The sequence below is a fragment of the Pseudoalteromonas luteoviolacea CPMOR-1 genome (assembly GCF_001625685.1).
GTDB lineage: Bacteria > Pseudomonadota > Gammaproteobacteria > Enterobacterales > Alteromonadaceae > Pseudoalteromonas > Pseudoalteromonas luteoviolacea_K.
On the sequence record NZ_AUYC01000028.1, the window covers coordinates 107942 to 129509 of the forward strand.

Consider the following 21568-nt stretch of genomic DNA (forward strand, 5'->3'; position numbering starts at 1 on the left):
TGTGGGTGAAACTTTATTGTTCACCCACATAAGTATAAAACCCTTGAAACCTAATTATTCAACTGTCACTGATTTTGCTAGGTTACGCGGTTGGTCAACGTCTGTGCCTTTAATCACAGCGACATAATATGACAGTAGCTGTAGTGGGATAGTATAGACAACGGGTGCAATGATGTCTTCAACGTGATTTACGTTCATGACACGCATCGTATCATCTGATGCAAATGCAGAGTCTTTGTCAGCGAATACATAGATGATGCCGCCGCGTGCGCGTACTTCTTCGACGTTAGACTTCAGCTTTTCAAGTAGCTCATTGTTTGGTGCCACAACAATGATTGGCATGTCAGCGTCAATCAACGCTAGCGGACCGTGCTTTAATTCACCTGCTGCGTATGCTTCTGCGTGAATATACGAAATCTCTTTAAGCTTCAATGCGCCTTCCATTGCGATTGGGTATTGTGAACCACGGCCAAGGAACAGAGAGTGATGCTTGTCTGCAAATTCTTCTGCCAGTGCTTCAATGCCTTCAGCCATGCTTAGCGCTTCTTCTAGCTTGTTTGGTAAAGTCTTAATAGCATTAACAATCACGCTCTGATCGCGACCTTTTTCTTGCGCGATAGAGGCAGTGAGCATTAATAAGCCAACAAGTTGCGTGGTAAACGCTTTGGTTGAAGCAACACCAATCTCAGCGCCCGCTTTGGTCATAAACGCCAAATCAGATTCACGTACCAGTGATGAGCCAGGTACGTTACAAATGGTCATAGACGCCATGTAACCCTGCTCTTTCGCCAAGCGCAATGCCGCTAATGTATCCGCAGTTTCACCAGATTGGGAAATCGTGACTAATAGGCTGTTTTCGTGCACAAACGACTCGCGGTAACGGAATTCTGAGGCAATTTCGACATTACAGCTGACGCCTGCAAACTGCTCAAGCCAATAACGCGCTACCATACCTGAGTGATAAGACGTACCACATGCGATGATTTGAACATGCTTCACATCCTTAAAAATCTGGTTTGCGCTGTCACCAAACGCATCCACTGTAACACGGTCGTTTTCAAGGCGGCCTTCAAGGGTATTACGCACAGCCAATGGCTGCTCATAAATCTCTTTTAGCATGTAGTGACGATATTCGCCCTTACCAGATGCATCTTGCGTGATGTTCGACTCAACGACTTCTCGCTCAACCTCATTACCATTCACATCATAAATTTCAACGGTATCGCGGGTAATACGTGCAACATCACCTTCTTCTAAGAAGATAAAACTGCGTGTCACAGGTAACAACGCAAGCTGATCTGACGCAATGAAGTTTTCACCCAATCCTAGACCAATCACCAATGGGCTGCCTGAGCGTGCGACGATGATTTCATTGTCGTTTTCTTTGTCAAAAACAACCGTACCATATGCACCTTCAAGCTGCTTTGTCGCGGCTTGTACTGACTCAAGCAAACTACCATGTTGTTGACGTAACTGGTGAATAAGGTGCACCATCACTTCTGTATCTGTATCCGATAAGAACGTATAGCCATCTTCTTTTAACGCATGACGCAGCGCTTCATGGTTTTCAATGATACCATTATGTACAAGCGCAATTTGCTCGTTTGACAAATGTGGGTGAGCGTTCGCTTCGGTTACACCACCATGTGTTGCCCAGCGTGTATGCGCAATCCCCGTTGTACCTTTAACTTCTGCACGCTCTAGTGCACTGGCTAAATTAGCAACTTTACCTACTGCTTTAACCGTATTTAGTGTGCCTGCACTGCTCAGGGCTACACCGGCTGAATCATAGCCACGGTATTCTAGACGTTTTAAACCTTCAATTAAAATTCGGTTAACCGGGCGCTCTGCCACAGCTCCTACGATGCCACACATAATCTCTCCATTCGTTGCACGTTTGTGTGTTTACTCTTGTGTGATCTCTGCACAGATCACGTTTACGCCATGTGCCTCGATCGCTTGGCGCATCTCTGGTGCCAAGGTGTTGTCGGTGATCAAGGTGGTGACTTGCTGCCAAGGCAGCTCTAAATTTGGAATTTTGCGACCAATTTTTTCAGACTCAACCAGCACTATCACTTCTCTTGCAGCCTCCGCCATCACCTTACTCAATCCAATCAACTCATTGAATGTGGTGGTTCCCCTCGCCACATCAATGCCATCAGCACCAATAAACAGTTGATCAAAGTCATATGAGCGTAGCACTTGTTCGGCAACTTGGCCTTGGAAGGACTCAGAATGTGGATCCCACGTTCCCCCGGTCATCAATAAGGTGGGTTCATTCTCTAGTGATAATAAGCGGTTAGCAATATTAATGGCATTGGTCATCACAACTAAGCCTCGCTTGGTCGCAAGCTCGGGGATCATGGCTGCGGTGGTTCTACCACTGTCAATGATGATACGATTATGGTCACGAATAAGCGCAGCGGCTGCACTGGCAATCGCCACTTTGCGCTGTGGGTCTTGCTTGTCTATCCCCGTTGCGACAATCTCTTTGGGCAGCGCCACAGCGCCGCCGTAACGACGCAGTAATAGGCCGCTTTTTTCAAGGGCGGTTAAATCCTTTCGAATCGTAACTTCTGATGTTTCGAACTCAGCAGCCAAAGCCTCTACACTGACTTCACCTTCGCTGTTTACCCGGCTGACTATAGTATGGCGACGCTGTTGAGTATTTCGTTTGGTCATTTATCTTTCACATAAGTTTCGATTCGAAATTTATGTGTATTCTAGTCGAAACATTGAAGATTGTTCAAGTGTAAATTTGGCTAAATAATTAACACCTTTAGCAAACTTTATGTAGGCTCTACTTATCAACAACACATTTAAAAAGGAATTAAATGTATATGACATTTTTACAAAATAAATACAAAACTACATTGCTACGCGTTTTTAGAATTCCTAAAATAGCAACAATTAACCCTCCCCATAATTTATCGAAACATTATTTTATGAAATACATAACATTACTGGTTGGACTACTATTCAACACATTTTCACACGCCGCGATGACACCTTGGCTAGACTTTACCTATCAAAATGGATTGATCACGATTCCAGTTAAAGTCTCTGGTATAGACAGCTATGCTGTACTAGACACTGGGGCTAATATTAATGCCATCAATGAAAACTTTGTGGCCAAGCACAAACTCACATACACGCACAGTGGCAATATGGAACTAGAAGGTGCATTTGATACGAAGCGCAACAAAGTATACCAAAAAGTCCCCGTCTCCTTTTTTGGCATAAATACCCAACTAGAAGACCTCCCAACTATTACGCTAAATAACCCTGATAACGCCGTTTTATTTGGTCAAGGTTTTTTTAAGCTATTCAATACCCAAATAGACTACCCAAATCAACGCATGCGCCTACTTACACACGATCACCTCGACCTTAAAAAGTATGAGAATATCGAATTCAAACTACAAAAAGGATTTGAAAGGCCTATCGTCAAACTAGAATTAGAGGGAGATTCTGTTTGGATGCTACTAGATACCGGTTATTCAGGGGGCATTATGATAGAGCGTCGCTTTGCGAAAAAGTTTGGCTGGTTAGAAACACAAAACCAAACAGCCCAGTTTTCAGGCGCTAATACCTCAGAAAAAATGGAAAACGTACAAGCCAAAGAAGTTAAATTTGGGCCTTATACGCTATCTAATGTTCATGTCGCTTTCCCTGCAAAAGGCAGTAAAGTGAAGATAACTAGCCAATATAGCCATTCCAGTAGTCATGTGAAAGGCGTGAGAGTCAGAGGTATCGTAGGTTATGAAGTATTTAAACACTTTGTGATGACCATGGATCTAAAAAGCGGCAACCTACATGTTGGCGTGCCAAAAGAACAGCTCTAAACCGAGTCGCCAGCGCTTAGCGCTGGCTCCTTTATGTTATTCGTAACGTAAAATCTGCGAGGGTCGTATTGTCGCAGCTCTAAAAGTCAGCCCACATCCACCCTAAATAGCACTAACTACTGTATACCTCGTTCACTCGTATTCGTACTAAATGCAGGTGATTGATATTTGATGTAATTTCAACTGGCTTGCTACTAAACTTCTGAATTGCTTAGACAACTCTGTTACAGACATCGTATCGTCCTACCCAACTTCTCGCTCATGTCCACAAAATGATATTTTTGCCATTTTTTACAACTAAGCAATCAGATTCAGAGATAGGCTTGAGCCTATCTAAGCAAATTATGGCGGAGAGATAATCTACCTACACAAGCCACAAGGCGCTTATTTTCGCTGTGTATTTGGCTAGCTTCTAGGTCAAAATAGCAGCAATGTATATAGGCAAATTAAATTATTCGCGTACACTATCACTGCGTTTCTGATTTAGGGTTTCATGATGACAGCACAACTTAAAAAGGAATGGTTTATCTCCTGCATAGGCTGGAGTGCCTTTATTTTCTTCATGTCTGCCACTTATGTACTTTATGATTGGTCTGTGCCACCAGCAGAAGAGATCAATAATCGCCCTTGGTGGGCTTTACAAGAGTGGGGGCTTTGGTATTTATTAACTCCCGTGGTATTTCGCCTGCTCACGCAGCATCACCTAGCAAACAAGCTGACCAAGCAAAAGTTTATTCATATCCTTGCTTTGATGTTATGCATTTCAATGACCTATCAAGCCATTTTTGATTTTTGGATATTGTGTGATCCCATCCCTTATACCGTGCTGTACTTCGCGCCCACCCACCCTGTGGTGCTGTTTGTACTGAGCTATCTTTGGCATACTTTTTTACGACCTGATAAATCCGTTCATCATAATACGCTTGAAGTCGAATCAGGTAACACCACGACACAACTGAGCTTTAATGATATTACCCACATTAACTCTGCCAGTAATTATGTTGAACTCCACACAGAACAACAGCATTACCTCAAGCGGATCACCTTAAAGCAAATAGAGCAACAACTCCCTGACTCCCTCTTTACTCGAACACACCGCTCACATTTGGTTAATTTAGATTTCGTTCAGCGTATCCAAATAAAGCCTTCTGGTAGCGGTCTAGTACTGCTCAAAAATGGTAAAGTGGTGGCACTGAGCAAAGCCTTTAAGCCCATCGTTAAAGCCAAACTCAAGCACATTGCTTAACCGTCAATACGATACTCGTCCCAGCCCTGCAGGGACGAGTGAACAGCATCATGCCATTCGTCCCAAAACCCCACCAATCATCACTAGGTGATTGATTATAATAGATTGATTTATTTAAATACCCATCGCAAGTAAGTTCAAAATGGAAATCCGCCCACAATGAAAGTACCCGCTTATTCAGTGATAACCTTGCTTGGTTTATGCGCCAATACCTTCAGCAACGCCACGGTCGCAGTAACTGATGCACATACAACACATAAACAACAATTTGCTGCAACGCACTATGAAAATGAAACTCTTGATGCATTATATGGACAAAATGCACTAGACAAGATCAATCAACTACCTGGGTTCACACTCACACAAAGCAACAATCAACGAGGGCTAAGTGCAGCTGGCGGCAATGTGCTTATTAATGGCGCCAATGCGGCATCAAAGTCTGAATCACTCACTGATATTTTAAGACAGTTATCCAGTGACCAAATCGCCGCTATTCATCTCTACAGTGCAGGTCACCCATTTAGTACAGCAAGTCAATTTAATCAGCTGGTCAATATCATTACCCACACGCCTAAGCTCGGTGCGCATTGGCAAGCTAGAAGTAAGCTAACTTCCGCTTATGATGATTACCGTCCTAGTGAATTAGCGACGCAGATCTCTTTACCGGGTGAGCGCTGGCAACATCAACTCAATATGCATTACCAAGATGATCGCAGTCAGTCGACCTCCGTATTTCAAGAAGTAGATGCCTTAGGGAGGATGGTAGAGCAAGGTCACGAAACATTGTTTGAAAAACGTAATGGTCGGTTGTTATCTATCACCAGCCAGCCTAAGCTGGTTGATAATCGACTTACCTTCTCAGCCAAAGCCATACTGGATGACTTTCAGCTCTCGCAAAACAGAGAAAATGGCATGCCTCTATTATGGCAATTAAATGAATCCGAGTCTCATGCTGAATATGAAATGAGTATGGACTGGCAAAAAACCAGTAACAACGATAGCCTGTTTCAATTGGTTGTGCTGCACAATCGAAAGCACTCGGATATTAACAGTGATCACTTTGAGCACTCGCTGATTTCAGTACCCTATCAACAACACAAAACGCAACAAGAGCAGGTTGTGCAGTTCAATACCTCACTGCCCAGTCGCACTTATTCACCTGAGCTCGGGATAGAGATCAGCCGAAACCTACTAAAGGCAGCAACCGACAGTGACGGTGACTTTGAACACGCCCACGTTAGCGAAATCAGATATCAACCATACGCAGCCATGACCACTCAGCTCACTGCACAGTGGCAACTTTATACCCGCTTAAATGCAGAACATACCGTACTTAAAAGTGGAGATCGACAAAGCAATAGAACCCAACTGGGATTCATTAAGCCACTCATTCGCTTTAGCTATGATCCTCACTCTCATTGGGGTTTGACGATTACCGCACAACACCAAGTTGCTCAGTTAGATTTCGATGATTTTGTACAGAGCCAAGATGCCGAGTTCAATCGCACCCAATCTGGCAACTTATCACTCAAACCAAGTCAATATAGTGAGTTGGCCACTGAGTTTAATTTCCATTTGTTTGAGAGCTTATTTTTAAACATCAATGTCTATCATCAATGGCAAAAGGACGTTCACGAGTTTATACAACGACCAAACGGCGATGCGATGATTGGTAATGCAGGTAACGCACAGAAATTAGGAGGCTCACTGAGCGCAACATGGGACACAGCGACATGGCTGTCCGATAGCCAGTTAACGCTCAACTATGATTTCGCCAGTGCTCGATATCAAGATCCACTGACCGGACAACGCCCCATTGATGGTCTGGTCCCACATGATGCCACGATTGAATTCCGACAAGACCGTCAATACTACAGCTGGGGCATCGATGTCTATTTACCCTTCACAGAGACCAACTACTTTGTTGACGAACTGTATGTCGAAGAAGATAACGTTGAGTTCAGTGCATTTATGGAATATCAATTTACCCATACATTGCGGGTTCGCACATCAATTGCGACCATCAATACGGCGAAGTACAGTTATATACAACACTTTTACGACACAGACCGAAGGGGCGCATACACTGGTACACTTCGCTTCGATGAGCGCATCGACCCAGTCGTTACACTGTCTATCTTAGGGCAACTTTGAACAGGGGCATTCGCCCCTCTCATCGCTAATGCACTAAAGGTAATTTAAAACGACAATGACCGTCACTGACACTCCCCACCATTTCATCATAGGCGGTCTCCATATCTAACGTCGCCTCTTTGGCTCCCAAATCGGCCAATTCAACTTCTGCTTCTCGCAAAGAGTTATAGGTCACGATTTTGCCATGTTTATCCGTGATCAAATGATAATTGCCCAACACATCCAGGCCGCCTGCTAAATAATGGTTTGAATCTGCATAGCTTAATATCACCGGATCCATGTAACTGTGTTCAAATTGCTCTTTCAATTCTGTGCGATCCATAAAAAACACCTCTCTTAATGGAACTACCTATATAAACGCACTCAACCCCAGTTTAGTTCAAAAAACAGGCAGCCTCTATATTGAGCATATTCTATGTCCCAATTATTTTAACTTGTGTATTTATTTCACTAACTTATAAAATAGCGCAACCAGAATAATAATAACTCGGTGCCGCTATGCTCAAACGCGCTTTTCTCATTGCTTGTATGCTGTCTCTTACCGCCTGTCAGTCGACCAAAGAAGGCTCTCAAGAAGGTGAGCTAACTCAAGAAGGTGAGCTGACTTCGCAAGTCACCGAATTGCATACTGTGCCAAGCCAGATGCAGCCACACCATGATATAGAGCAGCAACCTTTCCCTACTGCCCCTATCCATGCTGAAGATGTCTGGCAGCGGATCCGCCAACAAATAAGCTTTGCGCCTTCCAGCCACCCTAGGGTACTCAAACGCGTTAATTGGTATTTGCAGCACCCGAATTACATGGATACCATCAGCCAACGCGCACAGCCTTTGCTGTATTACATCGTCACTGAGATTGAGAAGCGCGGCTTGCCTATCGAGTTAGCATTAATGCCATTGATCGAAACTGACTTCGATATGCAGGCCTATTCACATAAACATGCTTCAGGGCTTTGGCAATTGACTCCATTGATAGCCAAACACTACGGTATTGAGATCAACCCTTGGTATGATGGACGTCAAGATTTAATTGACTCAACACGCGTCGCACTGGACTTTTTAACCTATTTACACAAACGCTTTGACGGTAACTGGTATCATGCTGTCGCGGCCTATAATACAGGTGAAGGGCGCGTATTAAGAGCCATAGCAAACAATCGCAAAGCAGGGAAATCGACAGACTTCTTTGCTTTACAACTGCCACGCCAAACACGTCACTATGTCCCTAAGCTCATCGCTGCTACGCAATTGCTCAAACAACAATTAATGCCATTTCCAGCCATTGCCAATACGCAGGCCATCACCACCGTGTCATTGCCAGCAGCAACCATTTTAGACAGAGATCCAAATTGGTCTATGTTGGCCGAGCTTAACACCGGGTATGCGCGCTTTCCCGCTTTACTTGGCGGCCCCAATCGACTCATTATGCCACTCGACAAAGCCCAGCAATGGCAGAGCTATGCCAAAAACCTGCCCACAATGCCAAGCAATCAATGGCAAACTTACACAGTACGCCGAGGCGATAGCCTCAGTGTCATTGCAGCTAATTACGAACTGAGTGTGAGCCAACTTAAATCATTTAATCAATTACGCTCAGACACAATACGCATAGGGCAACACTTGGTATTACCGGTACTGGCAGATCAACACTACACCTATACCGTTAAATCAGGTGACAGTTTATGGCGCATTGCCAAGCAATTTAATGTCTCTGTCAATAAATTGAAGCAATGGAATGAACTCTCTGGCTCTACACTGCAAATTGGCAAGCAACTGACTATTTTTTAGCCGCGCCCTAGACATATCCAAAGGAGGTGAACATGTCTTCACAGCAAGACGACACAGTGGAACAATCTGACGCCACAGAATCGCAGCATAGTCAGCAGCCGAAGTTTAAATTGCGTTTATCACGCTCTAAAATGAACAGCATCTTGGCACTGTGTGCCATCTTTATTTCTGCAGCATCCTTTTATGCCACATATATGCAAGCAAAGGCCGCACAAGAGCAAGTCACTGCCGCAGAAAGGCAGCTGTATGCGGAAACTTGGCCATGGCTACAAGTCAGCTATAGCGACTATGATATTGAAGCAGAGCGGTCCCACATGACGGTCAAAGTGAAAAACTCCGGCACAGGACCTGCACTGATAAAATCCATGCAATTTGAATATCAGGATACACAGTACGATACCCTCGTCGCACTGTTGAATGATTGCTGTAACCTCGATGCTTACCGAACTGCGCTTAAAGAGCTACAAGCAGATAATGGTGATATCAACTACCTGAAGCAATTTGGCTGGTATGTTACCAGTAACCCCAATAACTCGCTGTTGGCCGATGGCAATGATTTGGTCTTATTTTCCATGGTAAGAAGTAAATTTAATAACAATTTATGGGAAAAAATCGGTGAAATAGCCCATGATATTGAAGTCAATACTTGCTATTGCTCCTTGCTCAAGCAATGCTACACAGTGAATAAAGCGTCAGAAGTAAAAAAGGTTGCGAATTGTTCCAATTCAACACAATAAATCGTCGAAAAGCGGCTAAACACATTTGTTTATACGAAGGGGTCATTGCACATTTATATGTCGATACACGCGGCAATGTGACCTTAGGCGCTGGCTTTCATATTACCAGCGCCAAAGCGCTAAATAAATTTGCCCTGCGCGAAAAATCCACCCACAAAGCGGCAAGTCGAGCACTTAAAATACAAGAGTTTGAGACCATTTCTCGCCTACCTGCAGGGCGTCTGGCCAGTTGGTATGAGTCACACTGCAAATTGTACTTGCCACAGCAAGCGTGCATCAAATTATTAGAAAAGAAGGTCGAGGAGTTTGAAGCCGAACTTAGCCGCCTTTTCAGTACGAAAAATGGCTATATCCCCTTTCACCGTATGCCTTCCAATGTGCAACTCGCACTGCTCGACATGGCATACAATTTAGGTACACCTAATTTAAGTCGTGCATGGCCAAAGCTACTACATGCCATTCGCACTGAGAATTGGCAGCTCGCTGCCAAAGAATGCCACCGAAAACACGTGAGTAAAGCCCGAAATAACGCCACAGCGCGCTTGTTCAAGCAAAGTGGTACCGCCAGTTTATTGCAAAGACTCGGTCACTTTATCCTTGCCAAAGCACTCTCTCGATTTAAGCGCTAAGCGCAAATGTTTCGATTGGCGTATAGTGGAGCCCGTCATCTAGGGTGTGTGACTGGTATAAATGAAAGTGCGTCACATCAAGCGAGAAAGGCTCGATGGGCACATCAACGTGAGGCACCGGCTTAACACCACGAAACAAGGTAATATGGGGTGAAAATGGATAAGGGTTACGATACAAGCCCAATTGCTCCCCATACTCTCGTAAAGGGTCTGCAAGACTGCCCAATGACCGATTTATGTGATCGGGCTGCAAATAAAATATCCCGTTATTAGACCAATATCCAGACTCCGCAAAACGCAATTGAAAAGGCGGTAACACCAACTCCCTCGCCCATCTGATCAATGTATCTTCTCGCTCGCTATCTACCTGTGCAAGAAATGCCAACGTCATATGCCAATTACGAGACAACGTCGGCGCTTTTTTCGCTGTCACATGTAGAGTGAGCCAACTTTCAATATGCGCCCTCTGCCTCGCTTCCAGCCCGATACCAAAAAACAGCCGTTTACCCGACATTATTTAAACACCACTGTTTTATGACTAGGTTGGTACACTCGCGTTTGCGGCGCTGTCCATTTACCTTGCTTAAAATACTCAGTTGCAACGCTAAATTGGCCTGCTTTAAAACGACTGGTCGACTTTACCTGTGTGATCCCATCTTGATTACCCACCACCTGTTCATAAGCTGCAAATTCATGGTCACTGAGCACTTCTATGCGTCCAGAGGTGTAAAACCCAGCTGTGGTAAAATAATAAAACACCAAGGATTGCTTTTGCTTATCCCAAAAAATCAGTGACTCGCCACCGTAATCACCATTATTGATAGAGTGTACTGTCCGGATCGCGGTACCATTCAATGCCCGCTCCCAGCGGCTCACATCCTGCACTGCAGGCGTCCCTGTGGACATACTAAAACTGGCTTCCCAAGTGCCTAGGTATGGCGCGAATACCTTCAGCTCTTTAGCTAAATCCGCCGACCAAGCAATTGGGTTGTATATACATATTAAACATAGCCCCCATCGCAGCACATCCATCTTCTTTCCCCTTATATTGTCAAGTGTGCTTTAACTGTAGTGTGTGCATCCACAAAGCACAAAAAAAGCGCTCAGATGAGCGCTTTTTCAGGTCTATGATTATCAGGCTTTTTTGTCTGCCGAGAAATACTTACGACGCATTAAGTCGTGTATTACCAACTCTTGCTCACGACCATATGCTTTAAACATACGATTATTGTGCATGTGCAGTAATGAGCCCAATAACGAATTTTTAGTACAATTAAGCTGCTGCGCTGCGATCTGTTGATTCAACTTTTCAACCACAGGTGCCGCGTTATGTTGCCATTGCTCTAATATGGTTAATATCGCCGTTTGTACCTCATCACAGTGTTCTGCTTGCTCAGGGACCAATTTCGCGAGATCATCATCAAGCTTTTCTTGATATTCACGATAACGATTACCGAGCTGTTTACGCAGCACACTGGTCTCATTAAACTCGCGACCAAAGCCCTCTCTCAGCTGGCTTACCAAAGCAAAACGTGCTTCATCAGTGTACTCAAAGAGGTTGAGTAATCGATGTGTACACGCCACGGCAACACGCCAACGTACATCCTCACCGTACTCATCAATTAAACCACATGTTTGCGCAATCAAACGGCTATCAAACATAAAGAGTGACTCAACTAAACTCATCGACTCAGGACCACCGTACCGCTCAACTTCACGCTCATACGTCATAAGTTCAACTTTATGCAACTCGCCTGACTCAATTTTTGGGTCTAACAGCGCATTCAAACGCGGCAACAGTTGACCACACAATTGTTGCGGATCACCATAAAAACGCAAGCGAATATGCCAATCTGGATCCCCATAACGAATAAAGAACCACTTATCGTATAACTCACCATTTTGCTCAATTAAGGGTAATAACTCTTCCGTTAAGAGTTGCTCCACCAGCGAATTCCCCGAGTAGATTTTTAAGCTTAACCACTCAGAGCCTGCACTAAAACGCCGCTTAATCGGCGCCGCCGTGATATTGGCGTAAGGGTCATCAGAGAAATGCGCATGCACAGGTGCATGATCGTTCAAAAATGGCACAATCACTTCATTACTGTAGTGATGTCCTGCACTGTCCACCACACGAGAGCGATAGTGACTGGTCAATACTTCTTTTAACTCAACATTCGTTTGCCCTTTGGTTTCACTCAACAAAATAGCAAACATATCTGGATTGCGGATATCCAGTTGTAATACATTATCCGACATGGCAAAACTGACTTGTGCATCCAGCTGATACTTCTGCATTAGCACGTCTAATTGTGCGCGGTTAAACTGGCCTTTTTTATTGATCGCTTCCAGTTCACTGCGCTCAATACGCCATGTTTTTTCGCTTAAGATCAGGTTATCTAACATCACTCGCGGCACAAATGCGGCACGTTGAGTGCTAGCTGGCATGCTGAAATGCGGCGCACGACCTTCTTGGTGTTGTAACATACATAAAAATTTATATGCACTGAGACTGCGTGCGGAGTAATTGTGTGCACTCGATAAACGCGGCACCACTTGTTTGTTCAAGCGCTTACTCCACAGCTTCACCTTTTGCCCTTCAACCCAGACATGTAAATCATTGAGCGGAATTTGATACTCATCCTCAAGTGCACTGTCCGCCATAAATACAATCTCATACTGCCTCAAGTGCGGTCGCGCGATCACGTTGCCCGGGCGTCCCTCTGGCATATGCACAACTTCCGCAAAAATGACATCTTCATTGTGCGCCTGCTCTTGCTCTAAATGCTGGATCACCGATGCTTTTAGCTCGGTGTTTAGGTGACAAAAACGGCCTAACAAATTGGCGGCAGAGGGGCCATAACATCCATTGAATTTATAAACTGGGTTGCCTCTATCATCTTGATATAGGCTCAACATGGTTGCAAACGAGTAAGGGAGTTTGTTTACAGCATCTTGGTTGCTGATTTTGCCTTTTAGTTCTTTGCTCTTTAAGACAACACAGGTTTTATCACGGTTTTCAGGCAAACTTAAAGCCCGCTCTACCAGGTTATCAATCATGCTAAGCTCAGGTGCGGTGCCTTGGTTAGTGCTACTGCGCGCCAAATTTAACCCTGCAACCAAAGGCGCTTCGTATCCGGTTTCTGTCGAAATACCAATCCCAGACTCATCATCTAATATGACATCTAGTGGCACGAACTGACCTTCAAAGCGACTGTTAAACTGGGTCATAAATTGGCTTAAACCCGAGCCTGAGTTCGAAATGGAAAGCCCTGCGATGACCTCAATCTGCTTCTGGACACGCTTGATTTCCATTTCAGAAATTTGGCACTGCTCAAACGCACGGTAAATATCACTTTGGAATAGTTTGTTTTCTTGGGCTTTCACCGGCAAGCTTTCAAAATGAGACAATAACTGTTTGTAAGGAGTAATTTCACCACTGCGTGCAGTGTCCAATTCCTCTATTTGCGCCAACGCGGTTGCTAATTTATCTGCGGCATCAAACTCTTTGATCCCTTCAATCGATTTGAGCAACGCAAGATCTGGAGAGTCTCCGGTCAGCGGTAAAGGAATATCCGCTAACAAAACGCCTTCATCAATCAGGTCTTGAATGTAATTTTCGACTTCTTCTTTATTCGCTTCATCATACTGTGCACAAAATCCCGCAACTAAGTCATTAAAACTTAAACCCGGTTTAGCAAGCGCCAAAGCGAACTTAAAGTACTCGTCACTTTCTACTGCACTCAAGCGATATTGCATCGCGTCATCTGACAGGTAAGTCTCTATATAACGACATTGCTCGGCAATAAAATAATGTGATGAATTTGGTTTATAAGTCAGATGCTCAGAGCGCGAGGCGTGTTTAATAAAATGCTCTTTTAGTGCAGATAAATAGAACATATCAAGGCGAGTTTTGCGAGTGTCTTTTACATGCGCTGCCGGCGTTAATACTGTTTGAGCTTCAATTTGACCTTGATGGATACCTGAAAATAAGCCAAAGGGCGTCGGACGAGAACACATACGCACCATGTATTTAATCAACGCATGGGCAACCTTTTTACCCTGCTTAGACTCAGGCTTGGTACGCCACTGCTCAATGCGCTCTAAGAGCGAAGGGCTAGCAAGATAAATCGCTTCCTCAACCCCTGGAGTCGCCAACCATGCACTCAGCAAGGTATTTGTATCTTGCTCCTCATCACCAAATGCGACCAGCTGCTCAAGCGCCAAACGCGGTGTGCGAATCACAAAGAACTTATCATTTTTTAATTGTTTGCTAGACATTTCAGTACTCCTAAGCCATCAACAAGCAGTCAGTCCAACTCACATCATCATTCAACAAGCTGATCAGTCCACAACCAACCCCTGCATACCCCATTAAGAAACCAAAATCTTGTTCGTGTGTTTTACTCATCCCATTGTAGGAATGCAACGCAGCCAAACCTCGCTCACGATAAGCGGTTAAGCTGTAATCAACCCAATATTTAGCGGCTTCAGCCAATTTGGGGTCGGGGATCACTTTATTGACGATTTGAAATATCAACGCTAAACCAACAAAGCCATGGCATAAACCAGCATCATTGATAGAACCACTTTTGTCATCTCGTTTAGCGGCATGAATCGCGATTTCACGTGCGCGCTCTACATAACTAGGCCTGTCTAATGCGTGACCTGCCCGAGCCAAAGTAAGCGCAATCGTGATGTCACCATAACACCAACCCAACCGTGAGGTTGGTTCACTCTCTTCTGCACACGTGCCATAACAAGAATGAGCATGTTCATGCCCGGATTGATGTGCTAATAACCAGTCACACGCTCCCAAAACTAACTTAGCAACGCGTTCTTTTAAGGAAGGAATGGTCAGTGCGGGTAATAATGCGGCTATGATCCCTGGAACACCATGTGCAAGACCGAGATTAAACTCTGCTTTTTCTCGATCATCAGTCTCAAAACGATAAACGGACTCTTTTGGCTGTGACCACGCTATATGACCATTATCAAAATACGTCGCGGTGCTTTCTAGCCCTTTAACAATCACAGCGTACAGCTTAGATTGATCTGAAAACAGGCTGCGTCTTGCCGCGTAAGGTGCATAGCCTGACAATCCGAGTACCATTTCTATTTCACCTGGCCACGGGTCGTAATCTAATGCTTGTACAAATAAGTCGTCGACATCTTCAAGCAGCTCAGGATCGTACTCTTCTCTATCAGCCTGATTAAAAAACTCCAACACCCAAGCTTGGCCCGCTAAGCCTGAACTTAATTCAAAACTTTGCTCTGAGAGTTGCTCTTGTAATAATTCTAATTTCTCTGAAAACAGGGCCTCATCAACGGTATTTGGGTCAATCTGATGGGCTTTAAACAAAAATAATAGCTGGCCTGCAAGCCCGCTCAGTAAGCCATTTTTTAACTCATTGTTTGTTTGCAGATGACTGCTGACTTCTTGTGCAAGCACGGAGATAATGCTACTAATCTCTTGGCGCTGATTATCTGTGATCAATAGTTGCTCTGACATTGTCTTCCTTAATAATAAAGCTTTATTTTTTTTGTTGTCTCAATAAAAGCTATCTTAATTCATGTGCGAGCTCAATAAGGCTGTCACCACTCACTATCCTCTCGCCGCTTATATAGTCTCTTTATGTGTTTCCTAATCTGTTCTGCAATCACCAACTCAAAAGCGGTGGTGATTGCACATTTCGCCCATTACTCACTCTCTTGAGCTAATTCTTCTGCGTGTACTTTTTGCAAGCGGATCTCTCTATCTGCTGAGGCAATGGTTTCTTTACGATGAGCAATGATCACGCGTGTCATGTCTAAACGACTCACCGCTTCGTTGATATCAGACTCTAAAGTGGTATCTAGGTGACTCGTTGCTTCATCCATAAATAAGATTTTAGGCTGTTTATACAGCGCACGCGCAAGGATAATACGCTGTTTTTGACCCCCTGATAACGAGGATCCCATATCCCCTATTAAGCTGTCATAACCCATTGGCATTTGGCTAATATCATCATGTATGGCAGCAAGTTGCGCGCAATACACAACACGCTCCATATCTATGGGCGTATCAAAAAATGCAATGTTATCTGCGACTGAGCCGGACAATAACTCATCATCTTGCATCACCGCCGCGATTTGCTGACGATATTGACGAGCACCAATCTGATCAATCGGCACATCATCAATCAATACCTCACCACTTTTAGCTTGGTTTAATCCCAGCATAATTTTAAGGAGTGTTGATTTACCACAACCAGAAGGCCCTGTAATCGCCACTGACTCACCCGGTGAGATGGACAAATTTAAGTTATGTAATACATCAGGTGTCGCATCCGAGTATGAAAAGCAGATATTCTTTAGTTCAACTTTACCCTCAACTGAATGTTTCTTAAGTTGCTCAGGTTGCAATGTTTCTTTTTCTGTTAATGCGATATCTGCGATACGATCGAAATGCAGACCAACCATCTTAAATTCAATCAGTTTTTCTATTAGGTTAGCGGTCTTATCCATAAACTGACGCTTGTACGACATAAACGCAAAGAGCATGCCCGTACTAAACCCACCTTCCAGCACCAAATGCGCAGCCAAATAAACAACTAAGATATTTTCAATGCCAAATAAAGCACGGTTGATCGCATCATAACCAATTTGGAAATTACCCAAACGAATACTTTGATTGATGGCATTGGCATAGCGGTTTTGCCACTGCCCTTCCCGCTTCACCTCTGAACCAAATAGCTTAATTGTCTGAATCCCGCGTACCGTCTCCATAAAATTAGAGTTTTCTTCTGCACGGGCCATGATCTCTTGTTCACTTATATTCCTAAACGGCTTGTACATTGCAATGCGCACCAAAGCATAGGCAATCACCGCGGTCAGTACCACCACAGATAAGGTTGGGCTATAAAAGAATATCATCGCCAACGTAATGATAGCCATCAGCCCATCGATTATGGCTTCTATGACTCCGGTGGTTAAGATCTGTTTGACCTGTTGTAATGACCCAAATCGAGACACCACATCGCCCATGTGGCGTTTTTCAAAGTAAGAGATCGGTAGTCGGACTAGGTGATGAAATAGATTCGCCCCCAGTTGAATATTCATTTGATTGCCAAAGTGCAACAACGTGAACCCACGCAGTGCATTGGTGGCAATTTCAAATACTAACACAAGGAAAAAACCAGTGGCCAATACCGTTAAGAGATTAGTATCCCCCGTCAGCACCACGTCGTCGATGACTAACTGAATATAATAGGGCGCAGCAAGCGTGAATACCTGCAACAATATCGACAAGAGAAATATCAACAGTAAAGAGCGTTTGAGCCCCGTGATCCGACTCCAGAAATCAGCGAACCTTAAACTGGGCTTTTTCTCTTTCTTTTCGAAACTCTTTGTGGGAGTCAGCTCCAGCGCTACGCCAGTAAAATGCTTAGATGCCTCTTCAATCGTAAAGGTTTTTTCGCCGTAGGCTGGGTCATGGATCACAATGCGCTTTTCATTGGCTTTTTTGAGCACCACAAAGTGGTTCATATCCCAGTGTAAAATACACGGTGTTTGCAGTGCATCAAGATCTTCCAACTCAATTCTGAGTGGTCTCGAGCTCAGCTCTAACTGCTCGGCGAAATGCATGATATCGAGCAATGTCGCGCCTTCAATCGATATACTGAATTTTTGCCTCAGTGTCGTCAGATCACTGTGGTAGCCATGGTATGCAGCGACCATAGCCAAGCTGGCCAAACCACATTCAGCCGCTTCTGATTGCAAAATAACCGGTAATGAATTCCTTGACCAAAACTGTAATTTTTGTACCGGTGAGTTATCTTCCTGGTGCATATAAAGCCTTTTTATTATCGTTATTGCAGCTACAGCTGTCCTTTAATACTAAATACGGGATCAAACAACCAACGTAGTAATGATCGCTCCTCGATAATGATATCTGCATCCAACATCATCCCTGCTCGCAACGGCGTCGATTTACCATACGCCTGAATATGCTGCTCAGACAAAGACACAATGACGCGGTAAGCCGGTTCACTGATCATGCCAGGAATAATTGCCTCCTCAGGTAAGATCAAAGAACTGCTGATCTGCTTTATTTCACCACCATAAATACCAAACTTTTCGTATGGAAAAGCGTGATAGCGCAATTTTGCTTCTTGCCCAGATTCAATGAAACCAAACGCCGATGTCGGGACATAAATGACAGCCTGCATCTGACTATTTTCTGGGATCACACTCAGTAACCGCTCTCCGGTCACCACATTTTTACCGACTTTGGCCAATAAACCGGTCACCACCCCCGCTTTTGGCGCTCTCAGCTCCCCTAATCGTTGCTGCTCGACCGACGACAATTGCATTTTCATCTCAGCACGTTGTGAATTCAATTGATTGATGCGCTCCGCATGTTGCAAGGGTAACTTTTCCAGCTGAGTATCATATTGAGCGATTTGCGATTGCAAACTGAGTTTTTCAGCGCGCATCGACGAAGACTGTTGTTGTAGCGACAGCAAGGTGTCTTTTTGTCGCTGTAGCTCTAATTCTGAAATATAACCAGTGCCTTTTAAGGTGCTGATCTGGCTAACCATTTGTTCATTTAACTCAAGTCGCTTAGTAAAGGTTTTCGACTGGTTATTCAATTCAATCAAACGTTTTTGTGCCGTCGCTTTTTGTTGTTCCAACTCTGTTAGATCAAGTTGGTTTTGTTGCTCCTGCTGCGCAATTAAGCGCTCAAGGTTTTGTAATTGAAATGCATATTGATTGAGTAAAGCCTGATTTAATTCAAGGGCTTGCGTGCTGTGTTTGGCGGATGCTATACGTAAAATAGCTTGATTTGCTTCAACGAGCTGCCCTTCCTCTACGAGCACTTCCGCTATGACGCCCTCTTGTGATGCAACCATGCTCAATACCCCAGTATTAGGCTCGAGCACGCCCGTAACGCGCTCTTTTCGCGCATAACTGCCTAACGTAAGGTAAATGATACTGATGATCACTACAGATAAGATCAGAAAGGTAAGTGTTCTAAACACAGGCGGCTGAACTAAACTCACAGCGCCTTCTAATCGGTGTCGCTTATTCTCAAGTACTTCTTTGCGAAAGAGATTTTCCATAATAACTTGTACACTCGAATGAATTGTTTTTATTGTTAAATTTTATTTAACCTCAACGATAATGTATCACTTTAGCCTAAAGAAAGGAATCAGGGACAAAAAGGGAAACGTGTTTCCCTTTTTTATTGAAAAGTTACGATTTTTTCACCGGTCTTTGCCAGCCTGCAATATTACGTTGCTTGCCTCTGGCAACCGCCAGCTGCTCGTCTTGTACTGTACTTGTGATCACAGAACCTGCAGCAATTGTCGCCTGTGCACCAATTTTAACAGGCGCAACCAATGAAGAATTAGAGCCAATAAATGCACCATCCCCAATGATAGTTTGCGATTTATTTACTCCGTCATAATTACAAGTAATGGTGCCAGCACCAATATTCACTTTTTCACCCACTTGGGTGTCACCAAGGTACGTGAAGTGATTGGCTTTTGATCCGGAACCAAGGCGCGATTTTTTCATCTCAACAAAATTACCAACATGGGCGTTTTCTTCCATCACGGCGCCTGGACGCAGTCGTGCAAAAGGCCCTAATGTACACTTTGCTTTTACTTCAGCTTCTTCAATAATTGAGTTGGCCTTAATGACGACGCCATCCCCAATGGTACAGTCTTTTAACACACAGTTGGGACCAATACGTACATCATTGCCTATAGTGACTTTGCCTTCGAAAATCACATTGACGTCAATTTCAACATCTTGCCCCGTTGTCACTTCACCACGCACGTCAATTCTTGCAGGGTCAGCGAGACTCGCACCGTTGAGCATCAACTCTGTTGCTTCACGCTCTTGGTAGGCACGTTCTAACGCAGCCAGTTGCACACGATTATTTGCCCCTTCCACTTCCATTTTATCATCAGGTTGCGCTGATGTGATTTCAATGCCCTCTTGGTGCGCCATCGCAACAATATCCGTCAGATAGTACTCACCCTGTGCATTGTTATTTGAAAGTTGACCCAGCCACTTTTTCAAAAGCTCGCCATTTGCCGCCATGATGCCGGTGTTGATTTCTTGAATCTTAAGCTGCTCAGCTGATGCATCTTTTTGCTCAACTATCCCAACTAATTTGCCATTTTCTCGCACCATACGGCCATAGCCAGTCGGGTTATCTAACGTTACGGTTAACACCGCTAAGCCTTTTTCAGGCGTCACTGCGAGTAACTTCTCTAATGTTGACTGCTTGGTTAATGGTACATCTCCATACAAAATTAATACTGTATCGTCATCACTTAAATGCTGCTTTGCAACTGCGACCGCATGGCCAGTACCTAGCTGTTCTTCTTGCAACACCCAGTTCACGTCATTATGAGACAAACAAGCTTTTAATTGCTCACCACCGTGCCCATATACTAAGTTGGTCGACTTAGCCCCTAGCGCTTTCGAGTTATTTATTACGTGCTGAACCATAGGTTTTCCAGCAATAGGGTGTAACACTTTAGGTAATTTTGAACGCATACGAGTGCCTTTACCCGCAGCAAGAATGACAGTATTCAATGACATCTGTGATGGATCCTTTTTTAAAACTTACGATTTCTGCACCCTATCTCTTACTTTAAGATTGTCACTCCGTGTGCCCAACCAGACTCAACCGCAGGTTTAAATAATGCGCAGAAATAATTGACGATATTTTAACTCGATTTATCCAAATTGATAGTCATAAAAATGTTTTTACTTCTCATAATTCGTATAAAAATACTTGCATATCTTTCCCATTTTTTACTGTTGCCGCTTAAACCGAATGACTTTGTTATTCTCTTCACGTCTCAAGTACGCCTTTTACTCGGCACTTATCACTTTTTCTAATTGTAAACCTGTAACATTTAACGGCTTTTTTCTAAACAAAAACCAGTTAGTATGTCGCTATCTTAAATAAAACACATTAGTCCAAAGTGCAATGACCTACTCTAAAGCACATACACAATGATCAAGTGCGCAATCACGTTAAAATAGGGACTAATTAATTTTGTCGCCCTAATGGCAGACAACAGACCCGAGTGTCCTAACAGGCTTTGCAAGGAAGCTGAGCCTATTTATGACGTAACTATAACAGGTCAAGCGATTGACTCTCAT

16 protein-coding genes and 1 pseudogene are annotated in these 21568 nt (G+C 44.0%); 7 read left to right on the forward strand and 10 right to left on the reverse strand.

Features of this window, described 5'->3' with window-relative positions:
- Positions 1–54: 54 nt before the first annotated feature.
- Both glmS and N473_RS11645 read right to left on the reverse strand, forming a co-directional pair.
- Positions 55–1875 carry a glutamine--fructose-6-phosphate transaminase (isomerizing) gene (glmS, locus tag N473_RS11640; protein ID WP_063368055.1) on the reverse strand — a complete coding sequence of 607 codons (1821 nt, stop codon included), beginning with the start codon at positions 1873–1875 and terminating at the stop codon, positions 55–57.
- 30 nt (positions 1876–1905) lie between these two features.
- Positions 1906–2682: a DeoR/GlpR family DNA-binding transcription regulator gene (locus N473_RS11645; RefSeq protein WP_063368056.1), complete on the reverse strand. Its 777-nt coding sequence runs from the start codon at positions 2680–2682 to the stop codon at positions 1906–1908.
- Positions 2683–2945: 263 nt separating this feature from the next.
- Here N473_RS11645 and N473_RS11650 point away from each other — a divergent pair, with 263 nt between their 5' ends.
- The 4 genes and pseudogenes from N473_RS11650 to N473_RS11660 all read left to right on the forward strand — a co-directional run bounded on the left by N473_RS11650 (position 2946) and on the right by N473_RS11660 (position 7245).
- Positions 2946–3845 (forward strand): pepsin/retropepsin-like aspartic protease family protein, encoded by a 900-nt coding sequence (locus N473_RS11650; protein WP_063368097.1) that lies wholly within the window; start codon positions 2946–2948, stop codon positions 3843–3845.
- A gap of 260 nt (positions 3846–4105) precedes the next feature.
- Positions 4106–4254 (forward strand): annotated as a pseudogene (locus N473_RS26730) (histidine kinase); the annotation flags it as partial.
- An 84-nt stretch (positions 4255–4338) separates the two neighbouring features.
- On the forward strand, positions 4339–5091 hold the full coding sequence (locus N473_RS11655; RefSeq protein WP_081221112.1) for a LytR/AlgR family response regulator transcription factor: 753 nt from the start codon (positions 4339–4341) through the stop codon (positions 5089–5091).
- Positions 5092–5250: 159 nt separating this feature from the next.
- A complete protein-coding gene (locus N473_RS11660; RefSeq protein WP_063368058.1) occupies positions 5251–7245 on the forward strand; it encodes a hypothetical protein in 1995 nt (664 codons plus the stop codon).
- A gap of 25 nt (positions 7246–7270) precedes the next feature.
- On the opposite strand, the gene N473_RS11665 is transcribed toward N473_RS11660, so the two are convergent.
- Entirely contained in the window at positions 7271–7567 is a 297-nt protein-coding gene (locus tag N473_RS11665) for a DUF6482 family protein (RefSeq protein ID WP_039611170.1), read from the reverse strand.
- 176 nt (positions 7568–7743) lie between these two features.
- On the opposite strand from N473_RS11665, the gene N473_RS11670 reads away from it, so the two are divergent.
- Genes N473_RS11670 through N473_RS11680 form a run of 3 tightly spaced genes read left to right on the forward strand, consistent with a single transcriptional unit; the run spans position 7744 to position 10399 of the window.
- Positions 7744–9033 (forward strand): LysM peptidoglycan-binding domain-containing protein, encoded by a 1290-nt coding sequence (locus N473_RS11670; RefSeq protein WP_063368059.1) that lies wholly within the window; start codon positions 7744–7746, stop codon positions 9031–9033.
- A gap of 32 nt (positions 9034–9065) precedes the next feature.
- Positions 9066–9770 (forward strand): hypothetical protein, encoded by a 705-nt coding sequence (locus N473_RS11675; protein ID WP_052262573.1) that lies wholly within the window; start codon positions 9066–9068, stop codon positions 9768–9770.
- Positions 9749–10399 (forward strand): glycoside hydrolase family protein, encoded by a 651-nt coding sequence (locus N473_RS11680; protein ID WP_063368060.1) that lies wholly within the window; start codon positions 9749–9751, stop codon positions 10397–10399. Before N473_RS11675 ends, N473_RS11680 begins: the two co-directional genes overlap by 22 nt.
- Here N473_RS11680 and thpR read toward each other — a convergent pair.
- The 7 genes from thpR to glmU all read right to left on the reverse strand — a co-directional run bounded on the left by thpR (position 10389) and on the right by glmU (position 20998).
- Positions 10389–10913 (reverse strand): RNA 2',3'-cyclic phosphodiesterase, encoded by a 525-nt coding sequence (thpR, locus tag N473_RS11685; protein ID WP_063368061.1) that lies wholly within the window; start codon positions 10911–10913, stop codon positions 10389–10391. The two genes, N473_RS11680 and thpR, sit on opposite strands and share 11 nt — an antisense overlap.
- Entirely contained in the window at positions 10913–11431 is a 519-nt protein-coding gene (locus tag N473_RS11690; RefSeq protein ID WP_063368062.1) for a hypothetical protein, read from the reverse strand. The genes thpR and N473_RS11690 overlap by 1 nt, the downstream gene beginning before the upstream one ends.
- A 102-nt stretch (positions 11432–11533) precedes the next feature.
- Positions 11534–14680 carry a lantibiotic dehydratase gene (locus tag N473_RS11695; RefSeq protein WP_063368063.1) on the reverse strand — a complete coding sequence of 1049 codons (3147 nt, stop codon included), beginning with the start codon at positions 14678–14680 and terminating at the stop codon, positions 11534–11536.
- A gap of 10 nt (positions 14681–14690) precedes the next feature.
- The gene (locus tag N473_RS11700; protein WP_063368064.1) at positions 14691–15911 is read right to left on the reverse strand and encodes a lanthionine synthetase C family protein; all 1221 of its coding nucleotides are present in this window, start codon (positions 15909–15911) and stop codon (positions 14691–14693) included.
- A gap of 188 nt (positions 15912–16099) precedes the next feature.
- Positions 16100–18229, reverse strand: a complete 2130-nt coding sequence (locus N473_RS11705; protein ID WP_063368065.1) for a peptidase domain-containing ABC transporter — start codon at positions 18227–18229, stop codon at positions 16100–16102.
- Between the two features lie 29 nt (positions 18230–18258).
- Positions 18259–19503, reverse strand: a complete 1245-nt coding sequence (locus N473_RS11710; RefSeq protein WP_063368066.1) for an HlyD family efflux transporter periplasmic adaptor subunit — start codon at positions 19501–19503, stop codon at positions 18259–18261.
- Positions 19504–19636: 133 nt separating this feature from the next.
- Positions 19637–20998 carry a bifunctional UDP-N-acetylglucosamine diphosphorylase/glucosamine-1-phosphate N-acetyltransferase GlmU gene (gene glmU, locus N473_RS11715; protein ID WP_063368067.1) on the reverse strand — a complete coding sequence of 454 codons (1362 nt, stop codon included), beginning with the start codon at positions 20996–20998 and terminating at the stop codon, positions 19637–19639.
- Positions 20999–21568 lie beyond the last annotated feature (570 nt).